This window comes from Nocardia sp. bgisy134 (assembly GCF_965341865.1).
Lineage (GTDB): Bacteria > Actinomycetota > Actinomycetes > Mycobacteriales > Mycobacteriaceae > Nocardia.
The window spans coordinates 773666-793174 of the sequence record NZ_CBDQZP010000001.1 but is presented as its reverse complement, the minus strand read 5'-3'; the positions used below and the strand labels follow the sequence as shown (position 1 = coordinate 793174).

Below are 19509 nucleotides of genomic sequence, written 5' to 3'. Positions count from 1 at the left end.
TGGACAGAGGTCGTCCAGTCGCCGACATCGCCACCGATCCTTACATCTGTGTTCCCGGGCGACGACGATCGAATCGGATTCCGTGGCGGCGGACAAGCTTCGGGCGCCTGATCAAGCGTGGCCCGCGATCGCTGCCTGCCGATCTGGACACGGCTCTGCGGGGCAGTTCGGCGGGGATCGGACTCGACCGTTTCTCACCGAGCTCACCGTACGGTGGAACCGTATCCGGTTTCGGCGCGTCTAGTGGGTTGTCGGTAATTTTTGGCCCAGCACGGTTCGAGCGGTTGCGGGAGGGGTTTTCGGGTGGGTATCGAGATTCCGGAACCGTTGCAGTGGGCAGCGAAATACGTTGTGGGCGCGGGTGATTGGCCCGAGGGTGATGAGACGGCGATGCGTCGGGTGGAGACGGCGTGGACGGGGCTGGCGACCACGCTGCGCGATCTCGACGACGAAGCCACCGGGGTGGTTCAGCAGGCCATCCAATCCCTCGACGGTGAGACCGGCAAAGCCCTGACACAACATTGGGACAAGCTCGGGGGCGGGCAGGGCGCCTTCGAAGGCCTGATCGAACACATCGAGACCCTGGCCGATCAGATCGGTGACGGCGCTGCCGATATCGAGCACACCAAGCTGGTGATCATCGCCTCACTGGTGATCTTCGCGATCGAAATGGCTGCGGCCTTGGCCGAGATGGCCACCGGGGTGGGCGCGCCCGCGGGTGCGGCGACCGCGGCCGCCGCACAGACGGCGACTCGGATCACGTTGCGGATCCTGATGAAGAAGCTGCTGCAGAAGATCATCTCCAAGGCAGCGTTGAAAGCCGCCGGGCGTGCGGCGTTGCGTGGAGCGTGGGAAGCGGTCCTCGAGGAAGCCGTCCTCGACATCGGGTTGAAACTGGCGCAGGTCGCGGCGGATCGGCGGGATCCGTTGTCGAAGCAGGAGTGGATCGACTCCGGTAAGAACCTGATCACCGCCGGAGTCGGCGGCGCCACCGAAGGCCTGCTCGGCGGCGGGAGCGGTGACGGCAACGGCGGCAACCCGATCACCAACGCCCTGAAAGATGGTGCGAAAGAGGTCGGGGCCAGCCTGGTCGGCGAAGTCGCCAGCGCGGCGACCGATGCCGCACTCAACGACAAACCGTTCGATCTTTCCGAGGTGTTGACCACCGAGACGTTGACCTCGTCGCTGGCCGGTGCCGGTCAGAGCGGGTTGGAGAACGCCGGTAACCGCGGCGGCGGCAACGACACCGGCGGCAACGACAACCAGAACGACGGCAACGGCAACGAGCAGAACAACAGCAGCCAGAACCAGAGCAGCCAGCAGAACCAGAACCAGCAGGATTCGGAGAACCAGAACCAGCAAAGCCAGCAGCAGAACCAGTCGAGTCAGCCGAATCAGAGTCAGGGCAACCAGACCAACCCTGCCGGTACCGACGACGACTCGCAAACCCAGCCCTCCGGCACCAATCAACAATCCCAGCAGTCGCCGTCTCAGCAGTCCCAGCACCAGGACACCCCGCAGCAGTCTCAGCCCCAACAGTCGTCACAGATGCCGCAGTCGCAACAACCTCCGGATACCGGGTCGACCGGGTCGAACCAGAACCCCGACCAGGCCACCGACACCTCCTCGAGTCGGCCCGACCACACCGACGATCCCTCCAACCGCCAGGACACGCAACCGTCCCAGCAATCCCAGCAACAGGATTCGCAGCCGTCCAGCCAGCAGCCAGAGCAGCCGTCGAATCAGCAAGATTCGCACCCCTCCAACCAGCCGCCCCAACAGCCGACCCATCAGCAAGACTCGCAGCCCTCCCCCCAGCAGAACACCCCCACCGATCAGAATCAGAACCAAGCCCGCCCGGATACCCCGTCGAACCCGACGAGCACCGATACCACCAACCCGCCCTCCGGGACCACATCTTCCCCCGGCACGCCCACAACTCCGTCCGCCCCGGCGTCTCCATCAATGCCGGTCACCCCGGCAAACCCCGCCTCGCCCGCGATGCCGTCCAATCAGGACGGCATCAGCCAACCGTCCAGCAGCACACCCACGTCGAGCACTCCGTCGACGCCGAACACGCCATCGTCTCCGTCGACACCCGGCTCCTTGTCGACACCCGGCTCCTTGTCGACACCGTCAAGCCTCAGCCAACCAACCGGCACCACTCCGACGGCAGGCACCCAGAACTCGACAACCAACCCGGCGTTCATCGACACCACCACCGCCTCCACCGCTACCTCCACCCCCGCCACAACCAGCCCGCCAACGTCCTTCCCGACCAACACCCCTACAGACGCCGCCACCCGCACCCCGCAGCAATTTCCCATCACCGGCGACCCGGGCGCATCCGCGGGATCCCCCACCACCAACGCACCCCAACGCACCCAACCCAGCCCCCAGAACATTCCCCAAACCCACCGCTCCGACACACCTCCGTCTCGCCCGGACAACGCCTCACCCGCCAACATTCCCGCCAAACCCACCTTCCCGGGTACGGCCAACCCCCAGAACACCGCCATCGGCCCGGACACCCCGACGCGCCCGAATCCCGGCTCTCCTGTACAACCCGGCCTTCCTACGAAACCGGGTTTCCCCTCGAATCCGACCGACAACTCGAACCACCCTGGTAAAGCCGCCCACCCCGCACCCCAACACCAGCAAACCTTTCTCACCAGCTTGCCGGGCAACCGCACACCAGAGTCCACCCCGACACCGAACCGCTCACCTTTCGCCAATCTCCCCGACAACCGCGCACCCCTCTCGAACGCCCCCTCTCACCCCAACCACATCAACCCGAATCACTCAGCGCCTGAACCCCATTCAGGCGAACCCACCAAGAAGAACCCCTACCAGCGCACCTACCAGGAATGGCAGGACCGCTTCAAACAAGCCGAGTACAACCCCAATTCCAACCCTTGGAACACCGAGACCACCCCAACCAGCTCGCGCCCCGAGTCTCCAACTCAGCCCTCGACCGCCGACACGAAGAACCCTGCGCAACTACAACAACCGAACAACTTCACCCACACCGACATACCCACGACACCGAGTAAAAACTCGCCGGGAAACTTCGACATCGGAAAACCGGACCAGCACCCGGCCTCCCCAGATCCACGCACCGGCCGGACTTCCGAACCTCCAACCGGCCAGGGCAATCCGTCAGGGAGTCCAGCGGGTCGGGTCGGAAGGACGCAACCGGGCCCGCACGGCCTGCCTCCTGATGGAACCAACCAGACAGGTTCAGGCCAACCCGTCCACGATTATCCGACTCAGCCGCTACCGGTGACCCCAGCCGCGCCATTGAGTCCACGGCTGCAAGAATATTTCGATCTTGGACAAAACACACCGGCCGGGCGATCCTATTATGAGGAATCAGACACGGAAATGCGGGAGTATGCCCATTGGGTGATACCCGCCAAAGGATTCTATACGGTGGACATGCACGGAGATCCGAGCGCTGTAGGGATCGGTGACGACGAGCTCTCACCCGCCGACCTTGCCGCACTGATCCGAGCCGACCCGCAATGGAAAGGCCAGCCCATCCGTTTGCTGTCCTGCGAAACCGGACAGGGTGCGGACCCCTTCGCCCAGCACCTTGCCAACGAGCTGGGCGTACAAGTATGGGCCCCCAACGAGATCGCATGGACAGGCGAGGACGGACATATCGTGGTCGCGACCGAAGTATGGGATCCGGTTCTCGGCGAGAACCAGGCGAAGGACCCACCGGACGGCAACTGGGTACTGTTCGAACCCAAGGGCAAGTAGAGAAGGAGAATATCGTGGCCAGAATTGCACGCCTATTCGATGATGTGGATTCATCAGGCACACCCGTGATCTCCTCCCGGCGGAAAATAACAGACCCGGCGACCAAGGAGAGAATACTCGGCTTCCTCCACGGCGGAGCCGTCATTCGGGCTGCGAACGGAAAATCCATCGATATGATCGACCCGACCAAGGGAAAAGTGGTTCCGCGCATATACAAGACCGATGGCGAATGGATATGGACTGCAGCCACCCGCTACTACCTGGAGAAGTACGGCATTGCGCCGGAGGATGACTTCTTGTCGCACATCGAATCGAGTGGATACTTCGCCGCCGACCCCGGTCCGGATGCACGCCAGAGAGCGTATTCGCAATTGACGAACAGACCACACTGAGCTTGCACCCGACAGGAGGCGTTGGGACACAACGTATTGAATCGAAAATTCTTGGTTGCCTTGGTCGAGGACCGCGGGATGTAACGGACGGAACTGTGGCTAGTGCCGTGTCAGGCAGCCTTCGTAGGTAATCGGGGTGTCGGATCTTGGATCCGACGGCGAAGTCGCGGATGGGTTCGGCGTGTTGGTTACGCCAGCGGATGTAGGCGCCGATCGCGTCGTCCTGCTCGCCGTGGCTGCGGTGGTCGGTGCCGCCGAGTGCGAAGTACCGCAACGCGGAGAACTCGCACTCGATGCGGTTCAACCAGGACGAGTAGGTCGGCAAGAACACCAATTCCACGTCGTTGCCGACGCACCATTCCCGCACCTCGCGGCGTTTGTGGACCGAATAGTTGTCTGCGACCGGATACAACCTCTGACCTGGCCACCGTCGGCGCAGGGACTCGAGGAAGGCCAGGAACTCTGTCCAGCGTTTGCGGTCGCGGATGCGGTAGTAAAGCTGCCCGGTACGAAGATCCAGCGCACCGAGCATGTGCCGCACGCCCTGGATGCGGTTGTAGGTCGCACACAGCCGTTTCGGTGTTCGCCGACCAAACCAGCCGCGCCCGGCGCGGGGTTGCAGGTTCAGCGGCCCGAACTCGTCCACGCAGACCACGCGCCCGTCGGCAGGCGGATTGTCGTACAAGTCGAGCACCCGCTCCAGCTTCTCGCTGAACTCGGGTTCGTTGCTGGCTTTCCAGGTCTTGGTGGCCTGCCACGACACCCCCACGGCGCGCAGGATCTGCCGCAGTGTTCCCTGCTGATGTCGGCGATATCGTTGTGCCGCAATACCTCGACCAGTTTCGACAAGCTCCATGTGGAGAACTGCCAGCCCAGATCACGCGGGCAGCACCGGGCGATGGAACAGATCCGATCACGCGTCGCCTGATCGGTCTTCGCCGGCCTGCCCGCGCTCCATTTTGGGTCCAGCGCAGCGAAACCCCTCTCGTTGAAGTCGTGGATCACCTGCCGCACATACGATTCCGACACCTGCATCAGCTTCGCGATCATCGGCACCGGCTGATGCTGAGCCGAGGCCATCACCACGATCGCACGCCGCATCCGCACCGGCTGCTGACTACGCCGCGCGATCCGGGCGGGTTCGCGGCCCTCTTCCGGAAAGGGCCAGGTGCCGACGGGATCGCGACCGGCGGACCACAATTGCTCACCATGACCCATACAACCGGAGCCGATTGCACCGGGCCCACGCGATGAGCGCCGAGCGTGCGATAGCTCGCCTATCTCCGGACTTGGCGCCGCTGTGGGAGGCGCTGTACCAACGCTTCTCATCGGGTCGTGCGGTTCAGCGAGTGCGCGTGGGCCCCCTGACCGCCATGCAGCAGGCGGCGGTGGCCGACCTGCTCGGGCTCGCTCGCCTGCCCGGTGAGTACGCGACCGTGCATCTCGCGACCATCGACAGCGCATTGCGCGAGATCGCCGGCTGTGACACCAGAACCGCGCTCGAGTATCGAAGCGGCCCGATCCCGGACCGGTCCGCGGAGCGGGCAGCCGCGATGGCGGAGCGAAATCTGTTGTGGGAGTGGCTCACGGATCATGATGTGGTACGCGCCCAGCCCGCCCTGGCGACATGGGCAGAGGCGATGCGGCGCAACGGTCTGATCGCGGGATCGGTGTCGCGCACGAAGACCGAGCTCGACCGTGCGTTGCGAGTCCTACACGAGCTGCCCGGCACCGGAGTACAGCTACCCGTGTTCGCGGCGAATGTGCTCGGAAACCCGCACGCGCTCGATGACGGCTCCCGCCTGCACACCATCGTGGTTCGCGCGCTGACCGCCCTCTACGACGCGCAACCTCCCGCCGACGCGATCGGCCTGCGGCAACTGTGGGCGCAGGCGGGTATCTCCGACGACGAACTGTCCTCGACGGTGCTGACCGCAGGACTGCCGATCACCGATGGTGACTCCGTCGTCGGCCGCATCCTGCGGACTTGCGCCGACTCCGGCCTCGCCGCAGTACTGAGTCTGCAGCAACTCCGCGCCATCTGCCGAGTACCCGAGGTCGCCGAGACCGTCTGGGTCGTAGAGAATCCCAGCATTCTCGCGACGGCCCTTACCCGATTCGGTCCGCACTGCCCGCCGATGGTGTGTACATCCGGCTGGCCGAGCAGCGCCGCCGTCGTCATGCTGGAACTGTTGTCGAACGCGGGCGCGAAACTGCACTACCATGGCGATTTCGATGGTGAAGGCTTGCGCATCGCAGCCAACCTCGTCGCGAGATTCGATGCCATCCCATGGCGTATGACCAGCGAAGACTACCTGTCCGCGGTCGGCAGCGAAGGCCCGCCGGCGGGCCGGATGACGCCTGTGCCGTGGGATGCCGAGCTGTCCGACCACATCAGCCGATCCGGGATAGCGTTGCCCCAGGAGCGCATCATCGATCGACTTCTGGCCGACATAGCACCGTGAGATGTCCGTCCCCGCGCTTATGGTTGCTGCTGACCGTCAGTCGAGGGGAGGTTCCATGGATCCGATTCGGGTGCCACCCGAGATGTTCCGGTTCACCACCGGAGATCGCGCGGGCCTGTACGTGTCCATCCTCCATGCATTCGGCGAGGCCAACGAGCGGATGGAAACCACCCTCGGAATCGACGACGTCCGATCCCGGCTGCGCACGGTCGGCTGGCTCGAAGCCATCGAGGACGACGACCTGACCCACGCCCTGGGGCAACTGCGTGACTGGAACCTAGTGGACATCGTCCAGAACCACACCGAGAACTACCGCACCGCAGCCGAATACGAACGCCGCAACTTGCAGTATTCACTGACCAAACAGGGTGAGGCGGCCTTCGCCGGAGTCGCGCATGCCATGACCGTCCTGGCTTCGACCGGCGCGTTGCAGACCGCGGTCCTCGACGCGATTGCCGACCGCTTGGCCGATCTGCTGCGAGAGCTGGAATCGGGTTCGGATCGCCGCGTGTTCACCACACTCACCGAACTAGAGGCCCACCTCGAGGCGTTGCGCGGCAACACCAAACAGTTCAACGGCGAACTGCAGCGCCTGCTCCGCGACGAGGGCGTCGACCTCACGGTCTTCCACGAGGTCAAGGCCGCCACCGTGGCCTACCTGCGCGAATTCCTGACCGATATCGAGCACCGCACGCAGACCATCGCCTCGCGAATCCAGGCGGTGGACGACCACGGAGTCACCCGCGTCCATCAGTGTGCTCTGCTCGGCGCCGATCTGCCCCGGCTCACGGGAGCCGATCCGGCGGCGGCGTGGCTCGAGCAGCGTCGCGCACGCTGGGACGGACTGCGCGCGTGGTTCCTCCCGACGGACGGGGCGGCGCCGCGCATCGACCAGCTCCGCGTCGTCGGACGCAAGGCCATCGTCTCCCTGTTGCAGGTGCTCGACCGGATCACCGAGTCGCGTCGTCGTTCCAGCAGCGCCGTATCGGACTTCCGCGAGCTGGCGCGCTGGTTCTCGATACTGCCCGACCAGGACGATCTGCACCGCCTGTGGTCGACGGTGTTCGGCCTCGGATCGGCGCGACACGCGCACCTGGCGCACGAAGACCCCGAGCTGGTCGGCTACACGGAATCGTGGACGTCGGCGCCTGCCGTCGAAGTCTCCCCATTGCTCCGCGCCTCCGGCCGCACCGAACGCTACGGCCGTACGGGAGGGATTCCCGACGTCGCCGCGATCAGAGCCGAGCGTAAGGCCCGCGCCGCGATCGAACGCGCGGAACTGGAGGCGGCGTGGGACATGCTGGACACCGGTGGTGCCGTGCGGCTTTCGTCGTTCGGGAAGCTCGAGCACGGCGTGTTCGAGCGGCTGCTCGAGCTCCTCGGCCGGGCTTTGGCCTGCGCACCCGGTTCGGGCGGCGTGCGGCGCGGCAGTACATCCGACGGTCGTGTCGAGATCGCGCTCCGCCCACCGTCGGATGGCGCGATCGCGGAGTTGACGACCCCGCGCGGCGTCTTCCGCGGACCCGACTACGTCGTCGAGATCGTCCGCGGCGGCGGCAGGCACTCCGAGGTGTCCGCGTGAACGCCGGACCAGGCGAACGACGCCGGAGGGCCGCGGATGAGTGACCTCACCAATCAGATGGTCATCGCCGAACGCACGGAGGTCGCCCGCGGCGTGCGGCAACTGCTCGCCGCTCCGCTGATCGTGGAGCGCGACGCGCCGGAGCTGTTCGACATCGTCCGTCGGCGGCGCGATCCGATCGCGAAGTGGTTCGACTACTACTGCGGATGGACGCTCATTGTGGAGCCGCGCCTGGGATACGCCCGGCTGGTGAAGGTGCGCGCGGCACTCGACCCGACCCGACCGGCTCGCAGGATGCGATCCGGCAGAGCCGAATTCGACAGACTGCGTTACGTCCTGCTGTGTGTCACCGCCGCCGAGCTCTTCGCCGCGCCGGTGACGACGATCGGCTTGCTGGCAGGCCGCGTGCGGGCCGCCACCGCCGAGGACCCGCTGCTCGCCGGCTTCGACTCCGCCGCACGCACCCACCGCATGGCGTTCGTGGATGTCCTGCGGCTGCTGGAGTCGTTCGGCGTCTCCAGGTGATCGACGGCGTCACCGACTCCTATGTGGATTCCGATTCCGCGAAAGTCCTCTTCCGTGTCGACACGACACTGTTGTTGCGGCTGCTCGCCGCGCCAACCGGACCATCCCAGCTCGGCATCCCGGCGTCGGAAGTACCTCTGCGCGTGGACGAACTACTGGCCGAACTGGTCCGGGAGCGCCGGTACGGGCCCGCGAGCGACCCCGGCAAACACACCGACACCTCCGGCATCTCCGAAACTCAGCGCAATCTGTGGTTGCGGCACAGTGTGTTCCGCCGATTGGTCGACGACCCGGTCGTGTATTTCGACGATCTCACCGCCGACGAACGCGCCTATCTGGCGTCCCCGACCGGCAGGCAACTCCTGCGCAGAGCCGCCGACCAGGGTGGTTTCGTGCTCGAAGAACGTGCGGAGGGTGTGCTGTTCGTCGATCCGGAAGGCATCGCCACCGACTCCCGTTTCCCCGACGATGCCGCGACGGCGAAGGTCGCCGCCCTGCTCCTGCTGGATACGATGTCCGGTCCTGCCACTGACGAGCAGTTGCGTCGCGCCGCCGCCGACCTGCTGACGAAATTCCCACGTTGGGCGCGGACCTATCAGGGAGAGGAAGGCGCTCGGCAACTGGTGGCCGACGCACTGGTGGTACTGAGATCGTTCGGACTCGTCCGCACCCACGCATCGGGCCTCGTCGTGCCTCTCCCTGCCGCCGCCCGTTACCGCGTCACCGGTATTCGCACGTCCACAGCTTCCGAGGACCCCTCATGACCGTCACCGCATTGCCGAACCTCGTTCCCACCACCGAACGGGAACCGCGATGGGCACCCACCAGGGCGGGCATCGTGAACGTCTGGCGTTACTACGACGAGATCTTCGAATTCCACGACGGCCGTCTGCTGCTGCGCGGACCGAACGGCAGCGGCAAGTCCAAGGCGCTCGAGTTGCTGTTGCCCTTCCTGTTCGATGCGAACTTGCGGGCGAACCGGCTGTCCACCTTCGGCACCAATGAGCGAACCATGCACTGGAATCTCATGGGGGAAGGCGCTTCCGGAGCCACCCGAGTCGGGTACGTGTGGCTGGAGTTCCGGTTCCCCGGCGAACCGGGCCGGTGGTTCACCTGCGGGGCGCGCCTGCAAGCGACCTCACGGACGACGACCGTGCACGCCGACTACTTCACCACCGCGCTGCGCGTCTCGGACCCGGACGCACCTGATTCCCTCGCACTGACCGACGCGAACCGCCCGCTGACCAAGGCGGCCCTCGCCGAGCGGCTCGGTGAGCAGGGGACGGTGCACGAGAACGCCGCGGACTACCGGGCGGCGGTGCGCTCGACCCTGTTCCCGTCCATGGGAGCCGACCGCTACGACGCGCTGATCACCGCGTTGCTGCAACTGCGCACACCCAAACTGTCGCAGCGGCTGGACCCGGCCCTGCTGTCGTCGCTGCTGTCCAGCGCGCTGCCCCCGCTCGATCGAGACGAGATCGCCGACCTGGCCGAGGGATTCGAGCGTCTCGACGCCCAGCGCGAACGACTCGCCCGCCTGGGCGAGGAGGTGGCGGCCACCCGAAAGCTGGCCCGCCAGCAACAAACCTACGCGCAGCGGGTATTGCGTTCCGCGGCCGCGACCCTCAGCGCCGCGACCACCGAGATGGACAAACTCGCCGAGGCCGCGAAGTCGTCCGCGGCCGAGTACGAGCGGATCGCGGCGCTCGAATTGGAAACCCTTGAGCGCGTGGGGAACTCGGAAGCCGATCTGTCGGTCGCCGAAGGCGAGCGCGAGGGATTGATCAAGTCGCCCGCCTACCAGAAGGGCCTCGTACTGGACGACCGCCGCCGCGAGACCGCGAAAGCGCGGCGATGGGCCGCCGACGCCGAGGCAAAGTCGGCCGAGCTGCTCAGCCGGGCCGAGCGGGATGGGGCGAAGCACGCCACAGCACTCCAGGCCGTCGAGCAATGGGAACGCACGGTGGCCACCGCCGGAATCGAGGCCGGGCAGTCGGCTCGCCGCGCGGGCATGACCGGTATCCACGACGAGCTCGCCGCCGACCCGGGTTCCCGGCAGAGCCGGATACTGCTCAGCGCCGCCGTCCGCGCCAAGCGCGGCCAGGTCGACGACATGCTCACGGTACTCACGCGCCACGACAACGCCATCACACGCCGCACCGACGCCGAAACCGACCTCGACAAGGCTCGCGCCGCACTGCTCGCGGCCGAACACGAACACGCGGAGTCCGAGCGCGCCTTCGAAACCGAGCTCGAAACACTGCGCGAGGCCGTGCGTTCCTGGGCGGCCTCGTGCGAGGCACTGTCGTTCGACGACCCGGACGCGATAGCCGAGCTGGCGGAGGACCGGCCCGCGCTGGTCGAAGCGGCCAATCGCGCCGCGACCCTGCGGCTGCAGGAGCTGACCCGGCGAGAGACTGTGCACCAGAACCAGATCGACGCCGTGACCGTGCTGCGCGACACCTGCGCGGACGAACGCGATCGGTTGGCCCGCGAACACGACATCCCACCCGAGCCACCGCACTGGCGCACCGCGGACCGCACGGGACGTCCCGGCGCACCGCTGTGGCAGTTGATCGATTTCGCCGACGGTCTCGCGCCCCGCACCGCGGCGGGCGTGGAAGCGCGCTGGAGTCCTGCGGGCTGCTCGACGCGTGGGTCGGTGCACGCGGCGAGGTGACGGGCCACGATCTGTTCGCCGATCCTGCAGCGGTCGAACCGGTTCCCGGCCGCTCGCTCGCCGAGGTGCTGGTCCCGGTGCCCTGCGCGGACGTCGCGCCCGAGCAAGTGCACCGGTTGCTGTCGAGCATCGCGTTCGGTGAACGTCTGCCCGGCGACGCCGTCGCCGCCGACGGCGCCTGGCGCTTGGCCACCGTGACCGGCTCGTGGTCGAAGGACCACCCCGCCTTCATCGGAGCATCGACCCGAGCCAAGGCCCGCGAGGCCCGCATCCAGCGCTTGCTCACCGAGATCGCCGCACACGACCGCCGCCTCGACGAACTGCGCGAACAACTCGACCACTGCGCCGCCCACCGCGCACTCATCGAGTCCGAGCGAGCGAACCTGCCGGGGTTCACCGCAGTGGACGCGGCCGAGAAACAGCTCACCAGAACGGAATCGGCGCTGTCGACCGCCGACGCGCAGGTACGCGACCGCGCGACCACACTCACCACCCGCGAGGGCGAGGTGCGCAAAACCCAACACGCCTTGGCAGTCGCCGCCGCCGAGACCGGGCTGCCCACCGACCGTCCCGCGCTGGGACTCGTCGTCGAGGCCATCGAGAATTTCGCCGGTCAGGCCGGTGCGTGGCTGGACTCCCACGCCGACCTGCGCGCTGCCCGCGGCACCGCGGACACGGCCACCGCCACCGCCGAACAGTCCGCGGCCGACGCCACCACCGCCGCCGAGACCGCCGCCGCAGCCGCGGACGAATACCGCCGCGCCGCAGCCGAACTCGCGGCGATCGAGGAATCCGCCGGGCAGGACTACCAGGAGACGCTGACCCGGATCGATCAAGTGCGCGTACGAGTCCGCGCACTCAACGATTCGATCAAAACCGACCGCGCCACCCTGACCGATCTCGCGCACCGGCTGGGCAAGCTCGATTCCCAGCGCACCACCGACCTGGCGGCCCGCGACACCGCGACCGCGACCCGTGACGAATTCGCGCTGCGGTTTCGGCACCTGGCCAGCGGCACCTTCCCCGAGGACGGCCGATTCTCCGATCTGCCAAAATTCCGCGCGACCCTCGCCGCATCCGAGGGCGTGCGGGCCACGCTCGACGCCGCCCGGATGATCTCGGCGGCCTGGCCGACCATCCCCCATTCACCGACGAACATCAGCGAGGCGATGCGCAGACTCGCCGACTCGGTCCACGAATGCCGCACCGCCCTGAGCACCCGCGCCGACCTCGATCTCGAATCCGATGGCGAGGTCCAGGTATTCGCCGCGATCATCGACGGCGTGCGCGTGGGCTGCGCCGAACTACTGCGCATCATCGAAGACGAAGCCAAACAGGCCGAGAACGAGATCACCGAACACGAACGCCGCCTGTTCGACCACACCCTCACCGGCGACACCCGCCGCCACCTGGCCGCCCGCATCCGGCAGGCCAACGAGCTCGTGGACGGCATGAACGCCCGGCTCAGTATGGTGCGCACCGCGTCCAACGTCGCGGTCGAACTCGTATGGCAAGTCGGCAAGGACCTGCCGCCCGGCACCAAGGCCGCGCGCGACCTATTGCTCAAAGACCCCGCGCGACTGACCGAGACCGACCGAGAATCCCTGCACCGATTCCTGCGTGAGCGCATCGAAGCCGCCAAGGCCGCCGACACCGCCACCAGCTGGGAGCAACAGCTCACCCAGGTCTTCGACTACACCAAATGGCACCAATTCATCGTCAAGGTCGACCGCGGCTCCGGTGACGGCTTCCAAGAGCTGACCAAGAAACTCCACGGCGCCCTGTCCGGCGGCGAGAAGGCGATAGCCTTGCACCTCCCCCTGTTCGCCGCGGTCGCCGCCCACTACCAATCCACACCCAGCGCACCCCGCGTGATCATGCTCGATGAAGTCTTCGTGGGCGTGGACACCGCTAACCGCGGCCAGATCTTCGCGCTGCTTTCGGCTTTGGACCTGGACTTGGTGCTGACGTCGGACCACGAATGGTGCACATACTCGGAGCTGAGCGGTATCGGAATCCACCAGATCATCACCGGGGATGGGCAGGACGCAGTGACTACGGCGAGGTTCACGTGGAATGGGGACGAGCTACTGCCAGCGTGAGCACGGCGCTGCCGTCGGCGCAGCCGTAAGCGGTGCTCGATGTGTGGGGCTCGGGATCGAAGCCGAGCCCGCGCGGATTCGCCAGTCAGTGATGGTGACGATGTCCCGCAAGGATGCGGGCAGGTTCGATCCAGTCGCCGCTGCGGCGGTGGTCACCCATTTGGATCGGCGGCATCCCTTCTCGGTAAAGGCGTTCACTCGGCTGCCCGTGAGGAGGCGGCAGACGACTGCGGCGAACCATGCTGAGCGGCGAAGCGCAGCGGAGTCAATCGAGCAACGTCGCTCGCCGTCTGGGCGTCAGGCCGGCGCTGCCTCAGCCCTTCTGATAGTTCTTGACGACTTCGGCGGCGAGGCGGCGGACATTGTCGCAGCCTGTGCCGGTGACCTCCACCGCCTCGACCAGTGGTTCGGGCTTGCCGTAGTAGTCGGTGGTGGGAAATGGGTTGTTCGCGCCGACGAAGGCGGTGATCTTGCAGTAGTCCTTTTCCCCTCTGTGTTCCCTGGCATCGACGCCAACGATCCGCAGGCGGCGATCCGCGGGCGCCATGAAGGTGACCTGGGACTGGTGGATGTGGGAGTAGGTGATCTTGTGCCTGTTGACATCTCCGGGTTCAGCTCGGTTACCGAGCCAGAAATCGCACTCGAATGGATTACTGGGCAGGCCGGTCATGTAGAAGCGTTGCTCGGCCGGAAAGGTCGTGGACAGGGCCGCGCACGGGTCCAATGTCCAGGCTTTGGTTTTCGGCATTTTCGCAGATTCGGCGCGCGGGGGGTTGATGTCGAGCAGCGGGGCCGAGGCGGTGACGATCGCCCGTAGTTCCTCGCACGGTGAGCCGTCCTCGCTGTCGAGGGTGTAGTGGAAGGCCCGTTCTCCCTGATAGTCCAGTGCGATGCTGCACATCCCGTCGAGGCTGGTTTCGGACGCGCTGCGCCCGGCGAAGCTCGTGGCCTGTCCGGACCCGTCCTGGATCACCGTGATGGTCATCCTCAGTGCCCATATCCGTTTGGGCGTGGTCAAGCGGTCGAACCGCACTTCGCAACCGTCCTGGTCGAGCCCAGGCCCGAAGTAGGCGACACGCCCGATCGAGGTAGCCGATGCCTCGTCGATGAACCCGCACGGGTCCACTCGTCGCATGCGGTCGTGCTCGCTCAACCTCTCCCGCGCGACCTCGGTGGTGATGTTGGCGCGATATCCGCGGTCGACGGGCACAGCGGCGCCGTCGACGGTGCTCGCGCATCCAGAGGCCAGCAGCGCAGCCAGTACGACATTCAGTGCAGTCATGATTGCCGCCGAGCGGGTCATCGGTTGGCTCCGAAGGCCGTGGCGGCGATGGGCGCCAGCCGGTCAAGAACTGGGCAGGCGGCGGACACTCGCGCGATGACCTGTTTGCGGGAGCCGTCGATCTCGGACTGGCTGGCGCGCGTGCCGGGAAGGTAGGAATCCACGACCGGACCGACGGGGAACTCGAGGCTGCAGGAGTTCGTCATGACGTCTTGTTCCCGCAGCGCGGGGTGACCGCCGACATCGATGAGTCGTTGATCGCGGATCGGAAGCAGCGCGTTGTCGGCATCGTCCAACTGGAAGCTGACGCTGACAGTTTTGCCGCTCGGCCCCGCTTCAGCACCCTTAACCGTGAAATAGCATTCGTAGGGTTCGATCTCGGCGTCGAACTTCGACACCGAAAATCCGGTCGGCAGCTCGGACATCAATTCACAGGGGCTTCGCTCGGCCAGCGGCAGCCGCACCGTCGCCTGGTCACGGCGTGGCAGCCGGTTCTCCTTGACCGCGCCCAGCAGCGAGGCTGTCACCTCGTCGGCGATCCCGCAATTGCGGTCGGGGCTGAACATGAACGCTGTGACCCGCGCATACTGCACCGCAGGCACCTCGATGACATCGGGTACGGCGGCCCCGGCCGCCGGTGGTGAGGCGGGAAAGTACAACGGCACCAGATACACGCACTGGAGGTGGTCGTTGCGGATGCCGTCGACAAGCACTGTCTCCCCGGCGATCTGGCGGGTTTCGGTGTCTTTCGAGCCCGGTTCGCCGACCGACAAGTCGATGCTCACACGGGCCAGCAGCCGCGCCCGCTCGGGCAGCGCCACACCCACCGCACAGTCACCGAACGCGAAATCCGGCCCCACCGTGGCGATCTGACCACGGGCGGCGAGGCGTTCACGGTCGATCAGCCCACAGGGATCCACGGCACGAACTTGATCGGCGACCTGCAGTTTCTGGAAGTCGCCGGAAGGGACCATCACGCCATAGGCGGCCTGTGGCCTGTTCGGCGGCGCCGGCTTACGCAGCGGTTCGTCCGGAGGAGGCGGCGCACACGCCGCCAGCGCCGCCATACCCAGTACCAGCGCTGTCACCGTCCGCCGAGTTGCCCAGCCGCCGCTCATGTCGAGATCCCCCCTGCTATGTCAATTTCGATGACAGAGCATACCGGCGGGCCCGTTCGCTGCTTCCGCCGTGCGTTGCAGCACTTGAAGGTTCGCAGTCTCAACTCGCGACCGGCGAACTCCTTGTCGCACGTCCGGGACAATTTGCGGATCAAAGAAAGTTCGCCTCATTCCGACCTGGGCGCCGGTGGATCATCTGCCACAGCGAGCCCGGCCACCCGACCACGCCTAGCTCATCGGTGATCGAGAGCCTGAGTTGCCGAATTCTCCGAGGCGGTTCGAACCGTCGTTGGCACCGTCCGCCGCGAGTTCGGTATCGTCCACAGCGAGTTCGGTATCGACGATCTCATCGACCAACGGCACCTCGGTCAGGTCCGCAGTTGCTTAAAGGTAGATACAGCCGAAAAAGGATAATGGTTGCCCGACGCGGCCAGGAGCTTCTGCAGGTCGAATACCAGCAACTGACTGTATCCGCCGACGCTCGCCAGATTATCGAAGATCGAGCGGGCAGCTGATTCTTCTCGCTGCTTATCTCCCTCGAGGTCGCGAATCGTTATAGCGATCGGATATTCCGAGAATGGGATTCCGAAGTCATCCTCGTAACCATGCGAAGTTTCTACCTCGACAACCCAGTATTCGACAATAGCCCGGCGAATCATTGCATCGTCCGAAGAAGCATCGAGATTCAGCTTGGCGCCAGCTGCTAGTCCGATATCCCGAATTGCTTCTGCGTCACTCTTTTCAGCTCGCAAGAATATCTCATGGAATGCGCTCATGATCCGCCCTCTCTATGGCCACACAATTTCCCATCCATCTCCGACTATCACTTACGACAAGCTAGGTCGACTGCCTCTTCGAAGGGCCGTACATAGGCCCGCCGACAGAGCGAGGCAGCTCTCACACTCCATAACCACTAACCGCCGCGGTAGCCCCCGCTACAGACAAATTTCAGACAACCCATACGCCTCCGTCGCCGACGAGCCCTCGATACGAAAGCAAGCACACCGATTTCCTCGGTGATCGCAAGTGAATTGCCGTCTGGTACTGCGCAATTCGCGTTCAGGTCCGTGGCAGACTGTCGTCCGCAATACAACTGGATGGAGCACAATGAAGTACATCGTCACCCTCACCTCCGCCGCGATCGCCGCCTTCGGCTTCGCTCTCGCAACCCCACAGACGGCCACCGCCGCCCCCTCCAACTGCCACGCCTCCTACATCCCGTGCCTACCCATCGTCAGCGACGTGGACTGCGAGGGCGGTAGCGGGAACGGCCCCGTCTACACCGGGCGCGTCCAGGTCATCGGACCCGACGAGTACGGACTCGATCGCGACGGCAACGGCATCGGCTGCGAGTGAACGAAAGAGGTGCCCGCCCCGGCGCGGGCACCCCGCACACCCGATACGGCGATCTCCTCGCACACCGGAGGAATCAAGTTGTCGGCCCCGGCGGATACGGTGCGGGCGGCACTGCCGCCGACACCGCCCGCCACCTGCGGGCAAATACTGGAAAATACTGGACTTCACTGGAATGTATGGATACGCTCGCGCCGTGACCGACACCGCGGAGCAACTCGAAGCGCGTATCGCCGAGCTGCGCGCCGAGGTTCGGCGTGCGGTGACCGCCGGGGATCGCGTGAGCGCCCGGCAACTTCGGGCCGAGTTGCGGCGCACCGAGGACGCTTGGGATTCGGCCGTCCTCGGCGCTGAAGCGCCGCAGGCGGAGGCGCCCGCGGAGCGAACGGAATCGGACGCAATGCCGATCCGCGAGCACGTCCATCGCGCACTTACGCTGATCGGTGCGCCTGCGTCGCCGAAACTGGTTCTGGCGGTCCATGAATCGTTCTTTTCCGGCGGGATCGCTCCCATGCGTCTGACCAGCCTGCGCCGCGACGAGGAGCGGTCGTTCCGCGCTTCGCCGTTCACGCGCCCGTACTACATCTGCGCGGCCCTCACCGCCGATCACCTCGCCCCGGCGCGCGGGCTGATGGCGGTGAGTTCCTGGCCGTTGGCGCAGCGGATGATCGGGCCGCTCAGTCCGCGCGTGGATCTGCTCACGGCGACCATCCGGCTCGCCGAACACATCGCCGCTCAGCCCGACAGCGGACCGGGTGCACGACGAGTGTTGTGGAAGCTCTCGGTTTCCGTTCCCGGCGTGCAGGGTTCGCCTGACACCATCGACCCTGGCGCAGTGATCGACGCCGCCACCAGGGAGCTCGCGGTCCACCGCGAGGAGGACGCCCGCCGCCGCGCCGAGGCCGCGCGACGCGCGGATCAGCAGCTCGACGAGGCCTCCCGGTTATTCGGTGTCCGGCTCGGTGTGGCTGGCAGACGAAACGAGGTGGGATGAACACACTTTCGGCACGGCTGGATGAGCTGCGAGGTGCAGCGCCGGCGTGCCGCCACAATGCCCGCACCATCGCGGCGTTGACGGCGAACCCTGGCTGCGCGCGGCGCGCGCTGCTGGACGCAGCGGCGGCCGACAAGGCCGCCATCGCCAGGGAGCTGGGTTTTCCACCCCGATTCGGTCAGTCGCAGTTCGCGATCACGCGCGGTAACGCGTTCGAGGCGATGGTGAAGGAGAACGGCTGTGCCGAGCTGCTCGCTTTGTTGCGCGACAAGCTGAACCTCCCCCTTCCCGAGGCCGGCTATCACGACCTGAATTCGGTCGGTGACAACGCGGGTAATGCCGTGCGCTACAAGCGGACCCGTCAGCTGCTCGCGCACGCGATCAGCTCCGGCGAGGGCACCCTGTTCGACCATCCGATGCTGCGGCTCGACATCGCGGGCGCCCCTGCCTATCTGGAGCCGGACGTAGTCGCGTTGCAGATCGGCGGTCGCTTCCATGTGGTGGAGATCAAGTCGTTCCCCGTGGTTGACGGGCAGGCCGATCCGGTGCAGGTCGCCGCCGCGGCGCGGCAGTCCGCCGTCTACGTCATCGCGCTGCGCGAACTCATGACCGAGATCGGCGAATCACCGGATCTTGTGTCGCACAATGTGATCCTGGTCTGCACCAGTAATTTCACCAACCGGCCTACCGCCGAGCTTGTCGACCTGCGCAAGCAGATCGCGGTCATCTCGCGTCAGTTGTCGCGGCTGACGGCCATCAGCGAGCTGATCGAAACCCTGCCGGAGAGTGCGTCGTTCGCGCCCGGCGAGCACCTGGCGAAGACGATCGCCGATATCCCTGCCCGCTATGCCCCCGAATGCATGTCGTCGTGCGAGCTGGCTTTCGCCTGCCGCGACGCCGCGCGGGCGAACGGCTCGGTGGATGCACTCGGCCGCGGTGTCTGCGACGACCTCGGCGGTCTCGACGACATCGATACCGTGCTCGCCGTCGCTGACGGTTCGCGCGATCTCGGGCCCGAGTTCGCTGACATCACCCGAATGCTGCGGGAAGCCGACCGGCTTCGGCTGGAGATCGCGGGATGAGTGCACCGAGTGAGCGAATTGTGTATCAGCGCTTCGCACATGCCGGAGCCGAGCGTCGGCGAGGTGCAGGCATGAGCGAAAGAAGTGAGCGAATCATGTGCCCGCGCGCATCGCACATGCCCGAGCCGAGCGTCAGCGAGGAGCAGGCGTGAGCGAACCAATCAAGAAG

General features: G+C 65.9%; 10 protein-coding genes and 4 pseudogenes. 9 read left to right on the top strand and 5 right to left on the bottom strand.

The window, feature by feature from the left end; all coding sequences use genetic code 11:
- The first annotated feature begins 303 nt into the window (after window positions 1-303).
- Together ACRWNM_RS03530 and ACRWNM_RS03525 are read left to right on the top strand one after the other, a co-directional pair.
- Window positions 304-3765 (top strand): hypothetical protein, encoded by a 3462-nt coding sequence (locus ACRWNM_RS03530; RefSeq protein ID WP_431963363.1) that lies wholly within the window; start codon window positions 304-306, stop codon window positions 3763-3765.
- Window positions 3766-3779: 14 nt separating this feature from the next.
- On the top strand, window positions 3780-4157 hold the full coding sequence (locus ACRWNM_RS03525; protein WP_431963616.1) for a hypothetical protein: 378 nt from the start codon (window positions 3780-3782) through the stop codon (window positions 4155-4157).
- Window positions 4158-4407: 250 nt separating this feature from the next.
- Here ACRWNM_RS03525 and ACRWNM_RS03520 read toward each other — a convergent pair.
- A pseudogene (locus tag ACRWNM_RS03520) lies at window positions 4408-5013 on the bottom strand (IS630 family transposase); the annotation flags it as partial.
- Window positions 4998-5207: pseudogene (locus tag ACRWNM_RS03515) on the bottom strand (helix-turn-helix domain-containing protein); the annotation flags it as partial. The pseudogenes ACRWNM_RS03515 and ACRWNM_RS03520, both read right to left, overlap by 16 nt.
- Before the next feature lie 200 nt (window positions 5208-5407).
- Here ACRWNM_RS03515 and ACRWNM_RS03510 point away from each other — a divergent pair.
- The 4 genes and pseudogenes from ACRWNM_RS03510 (at window position 5408) to ACRWNM_RS03495 (ending at window position 13511) form a co-directional block, all read left to right on the top strand.
- Window positions 5408-6622: a TIGR02679 family protein gene (locus ACRWNM_RS03510; protein ID WP_431963361.1), complete on the top strand. Its 1215-nt coding sequence runs from the start codon at window positions 5408-5410 to the stop codon at window positions 6620-6622.
- Window positions 6623-6677: 55 nt separating this feature from the next.
- Window positions 6678-8204 carry a TIGR02677 family protein gene (locus ACRWNM_RS03505; protein ID WP_431963359.1) on the top strand — a complete coding sequence of 509 codons (1527 nt, stop codon included), beginning with the start codon at window positions 6678-6680 and terminating at the stop codon, window positions 8202-8204.
- A 36-nt stretch (window positions 8205-8240) separates the two neighbouring features.
- A pseudogene (locus tag ACRWNM_RS03500) lies at window positions 8241-9493 on the top strand (TIGR02678 family protein).
- Window positions 9490-13511: pseudogene (locus ACRWNM_RS03495) on the top strand (TIGR02680 family protein). Before ACRWNM_RS03500 ends, ACRWNM_RS03495 begins: the two co-directional pseudogenes overlap by 4 nt.
- Window positions 13512-13824: 313 nt before the next feature.
- On the opposite strand, the gene ACRWNM_RS03490 reads toward ACRWNM_RS03495, so the two are convergent.
- The 3 genes from ACRWNM_RS03490 to ACRWNM_RS03480 all read right to left on the bottom strand — a co-directional run bounded on the left by ACRWNM_RS03490 (window position 13825) and on the right by ACRWNM_RS03480 (window position 16687).
- Window positions 13825-14793 carry a hypothetical protein gene (locus ACRWNM_RS03490; RefSeq protein WP_431963357.1) on the bottom strand — a complete coding sequence of 323 codons (969 nt, stop codon included), beginning with the start codon at window positions 14791-14793 and terminating at the stop codon, window positions 13825-13827.
- A 17-nt stretch (window positions 14794-14810) separates the two neighbouring features.
- A complete protein-coding gene (locus ACRWNM_RS03485; protein WP_431963355.1) occupies window positions 14811-15911 on the bottom strand; it encodes a hypothetical protein in 1101 nt (366 codons plus the stop codon).
- A 368-nt stretch (window positions 15912-16279) separates the two neighbouring features.
- Window positions 16280-16687: a hypothetical protein gene (locus ACRWNM_RS03480; protein WP_431963353.1), complete on the bottom strand. Its 408-nt coding sequence runs from the start codon at window positions 16685-16687 to the stop codon at window positions 16280-16282.
- Between the two features lie 331 nt (window positions 16688-17018).
- Between ACRWNM_RS03480 and ACRWNM_RS03475 the strand changes: the two genes are divergently transcribed.
- The 3 genes from ACRWNM_RS03475 (at window position 17019) to ACRWNM_RS03465 (ending at window position 19340) form a co-directional block, all read left to right on the top strand.
- The gene (locus tag ACRWNM_RS03475) at window positions 17019-17267 is read left to right on the top strand and encodes a hypothetical protein (RefSeq protein ID WP_431963351.1); all 249 of its coding nucleotides are present in this window, start codon (window positions 17019-17021) and stop codon (window positions 17265-17267) included.
- A gap of 193 nt (window positions 17268-17460) precedes the next feature.
- Window positions 17461-18258: a hypothetical protein gene (locus ACRWNM_RS03470; protein WP_431963349.1), complete on the top strand. Its 798-nt coding sequence runs from the start codon at window positions 17461-17463 to the stop codon at window positions 18256-18258.
- Complete coding sequence (locus tag ACRWNM_RS03465) at window positions 18255-19340, top strand: hypothetical protein (protein ID WP_431963347.1); 1086 nt, start codon at window positions 18255-18257, stop codon at window positions 19338-19340. The genes ACRWNM_RS03470 and ACRWNM_RS03465 overlap by 4 nt, the downstream gene beginning before the upstream one ends.
- The last annotated feature ends 169 nt before the right edge of the window (window positions 19341-19509 follow it).

Excerpts from the sequence above, each read along its gene's own strand:
- ACRWNM_RS03475 (WP_431963351.1), top strand. The coding sequence starts at position 17,019 with ATGAAGTACATCGTCACCCTCACCTCCGCCGCGATCGCCGCCTTCGGC.
- ACRWNM_RS03505 (WP_431963359.1), top strand. The coding sequence starts at position 6,678 with ATGGATCCGATTCGGGTGCCACCCGAGATGTTCCGGTTCACCACCGGA.
- ACRWNM_RS03465 (WP_431963347.1), top strand. The coding sequence starts at position 18,255 with ATGAACACACTTTCGGCACGGCTGGATGAGCTGCGAGGTGCAGCGCCG.
- ACRWNM_RS03485 (WP_431963355.1), bottom strand. The coding sequence starts at position 15,911 with ATGAGCGGCGGCTGGGCAACTCGGCGGACGGTGACAGCGCTGGTACTG.
- ACRWNM_RS03510 (WP_431963361.1), top strand. The coding sequence starts at position 5,408 with ATGAGCGCCGAGCGTGCGATAGCTCGCCTATCTCCGGACTTGGCGCCG.
- ACRWNM_RS03480 (WP_431963353.1), bottom strand. The coding sequence starts at position 16,687 with ATGAGCGCATTCCATGAGATATTCTTGCGAGCTGAAAAGAGTGACGCA.
- ACRWNM_RS03490 (WP_431963357.1), bottom strand. The coding sequence starts at position 14,793 with ATGACTGCACTGAATGTCGTACTGGCTGCGCTGCTGGCCTCTGGATGC.